We start from the raw sequence: 2,795 nt of genomic DNA, 5'->3' as shown, positions 1-2,795 counted from the left end.
GACATGCTGAACCTGCGCGACCTCGAACAGGGACTGGAACAGATGAAGCGCGTCAGCAGTCAGGACGTGGACATGAAAATCGAACCCACTGACGTACCGGGCGAAAGCGATGTGGTCGTGACGGTAAAGCGCGCGAAGCCCTGGACGGTGGTCGCCTCGGTGGACAACTCAGGCACGCGGGCCACCGGCAAGCTGCAAGGCAACCTGAGCCTTGGCATCGACAACCCGCTCGGACTAAACGACATTTTCAACGTTGGTGTGAGCCAGGACCTCGAATTCGATGACAAAGGCCTCGGTTCGCACGGCTGGAACGGCTTCTATTCGGTTCCGTGGGGCTACTGGACCGGCACGCTATCGGCCTACACGAACACGTACCACCAGCAGATTGCGGGCGCGAACCAGACATTCGTGTCGAGCGGCAACTCGCAGACCGTCGATTTCAAACTTCAGCGGGTATTGATGCGCAGCCAGAACAACGTACTTGGCGCGCAGTTCCGCCTGACGAAGCGCTTCGGTGAAAGCTTCATTGAAGACACCGACATCCCGCAGCAGCGGCGCAACAACACGTTCATCGAGGCCGGCCTTACCGATCGCCACTACTTCGGCGCATCGCAGTTCGACGGCAGCCTCGCGTACCGTCAGGGTGTGGGCGGACTCGGGGCGACACCAGACTTCTACGAGAATGGCCCGACTTACCGCTTCCGCATGGCCGTCCTCGACGCGAACCTGTCAATGCCGTTCAGGATGGCAAGCCAGCCATTGCGTTACGTGACGAGCGTGCACGGCCAGTTCACGAACAATACGCTGAACTACATCGATGACCTGACCATCGGCAGCCGCTACACGGTGCGCGGCTTCGACGGCGAAACGATGCTCGCGGCCGAACGCGGTTTCTTCTGGCGCAACGAGTTGCAGCTACCGGTTGGATCGACCGGACAGTCACTTTACGCAGGCATCGACTACGGGCACGTGTTCGGACCGAACGCCGCATATCTCGCCGGTACACAGCTGGCAGGTGCGGTGCTCGGTGTGCGCGGTAGTGCATCAGCAAAGGCTGGCGCGCTCGCCTATGACCTGTTCGCCGGGACGCCGATCTACAAGCCGTCAGATTTTCCCACTGCGCGCGTGACGCTCGGTTTCCAGTTGACCGCTCAATTCTGATATTCACCCCGCCGACGCTATCCGGGTTTTCGGCGTTTCAACAAAGAGGAAAACAAAATGAAGTTATCGAAAACGAATGGGCTTGGAGCCGTTGCTGTTGCCGTTGTGGTGGCGCTGGGCGGATGTGCAACCGAGTCGTCGCGCTCGCTGCCGGTGCCCCCCGTCGCCAGTGCGCAGAAGCCAGCAGTGGGCCAACCCATCGGCATTTCAGTCGGCAAGTTCGACAACCGGTCGAGCTATATGCGCGGCATCTTCTCGGACGGCGTTGACCGTCTGGGTGGTCAGTCCAAAACCATCCTGATGACGGCGCTCCAGCAGACTGGGCGCTTCAATGTGCTCGATCGCGACAACCTCGACGAAATCCGCCAGGAAGCAGGCTTCCTCAAAAAAGCACAATCGATCAAGGGGGCGCGCTTCGTCATCACCGGGGACGTAACGGAGTTCGGTCGCAAGGAGGTTGGCGACCGGCAGCTATTTGGCATCCTCGGTCGTGGCAAGAGTCAGGTGGCCTACGCAAAGGTCAGCCTGAACGTCGTCGACACGACGACATCGGAAGTCGTGGCGTCGAGCCAGGGGGCAGGTGAATTCACCCTTTCGAACCGTGAAGTCATCGGCTTCGGTGGTACCGCCGGCTACGACTCGACACTGAACGGCAAGGTGCTCGATCTGGCGATCCAGGAGGCCGTCAATCATCTGGTCGAGCAGGTCGATGCAGGCACGCTGAAGGCCGCACAGTAAGTGCGCCGGGCCATTGCGGCCATCCACTTTCAACCGTAGCTGCAATAAACATAATGACGCGATTCACGATGAAACATAGCCGCATGATGCGGGGAATCTGTCTGCCAGCAATGGCGACAGCCATGCTCCTCACGGGATGCGCGGCGAACCGCCCCCAGCCTCTTTACCAGTGGACCGGCTACCAGCCGGCCGTGTACGACTATCTCAAGGGGGAAAAGGCTCCGCAGGAGCAGATCGATGCGCTGGAAAAGGCCCTCCAGGACATCAGCGGCAAGGGGCACACGCCGCCGCCGGGATTTCATGCGCAACTGGGCATGCTGTACGCGAGTGTCGGGAACGACACCCAGGCCATGCAGGAGTTCGAGTCCGAGAAGCAGCTGTTTCCGGAGTCCTCGACCTACATGGACTTCCTGATGAAACATAAAACGAAACAGCCTTAAGCGAGCCGTCATGTCCAGATTCCTTTCTTTCAGACTTTGGTTTGCCCTCTCGACGTTCGCGTTGTTAGCTGCGTGTGCGCAACCCGTCAAGCATGCCGATTACACCGCTTTCAGGAACAGCCGGCCGCACTCAATCCTCGTTCTACTGCCCGAAAACGAGACGACCGACGTGCAGGCGACGAACAGCATGCTTTCGCAGATGACGATGCCACTCGCCGAATCGGGTTACTACGTGGTGCCAGTGGCGGTGATGGATGAGACATTCCGCCAGAACGGCCTGACCGTCCCGGCCGATATTCAGGCAACCTCCCCCGCGAAGCTTCGGGAGATCTTCGGTGCTGACGCCGCGCTGTATTCGAAGATCACGCAATTCGGCACCGTGTACCACGTGGTTGATAGCGCGACTGTCGTCACGGCGTCGGCCAGGCTGGTTGACCTGAAGACTGGTGATGTGCT

At 59.7% G+C, this 2,795-nt stretch carries 4 protein-coding genes; all 4 read left to right on the top strand.

Features of this window, described 5'->3' with window-relative positions:
• Positions 1-1,161, top strand: a 1,161-nt coding sequence (locus tag F6X39_RS35880) for a ShlB/FhaC/HecB family hemolysin secretion/activation protein (protein ID WP_187620118.1), incomplete at its 5' end; no start/stop codon positions are given.
• 57 nt (positions 1,162-1,218) lie between these two features.
• Positions 1,219-1,899, top strand: a complete 681-nt coding sequence (locus F6X39_RS35875) for a CsgG/HfaB family protein (RefSeq protein ID WP_187620117.1) — start codon at positions 1,219-1,221, stop codon at positions 1,897-1,899.
• Positions 1,900-1,967: 68 nt separating this feature from the next.
• Positions 1,968-2,339, top strand: a complete 372-nt coding sequence (locus F6X39_RS35870; protein ID WP_262414938.1) for a DUF4810 domain-containing protein — start codon at positions 1,968-1,970, stop codon at positions 2,337-2,339.
• 10 nt (positions 2,340-2,349) lie between these two features.
• Positions 2,350-2,795, top strand: a 446-nt coding sequence (locus tag F6X39_RS35865; RefSeq protein WP_187620116.1) for a DUF799 domain-containing protein, incomplete at its 3' end; no start/stop codon positions are given.

Source organism: Paraburkholderia sp. UCT2 (assembly GCF_014397665.1).
Taxonomy (GTDB): Bacteria; Pseudomonadota; Gammaproteobacteria; order Burkholderiales; family Burkholderiaceae; genus Paraburkholderia; species Paraburkholderia tuberum.
The sequence above is the reverse complement of the archived record's forward strand: the minus strand, read 5'-3'. Positions and strand labels throughout refer to the sequence as shown.

Bases quoted from the DNA above. Each gene is read 5' to 3' on its own strand.
- F6X39_RS35875 (WP_187620117.1), top strand. From the start codon at position 1,219: ATGAAGTTATCGAAAACGAATGGGCTTGGAGCCGTTGCTGTTGCCGTT.
- F6X39_RS35870 (WP_262414938.1), top strand. From the start codon at position 1,968: ATGAAACATAGCCGCATGATGCGGGGAATCTGTCTGCCAGCAATGGCG.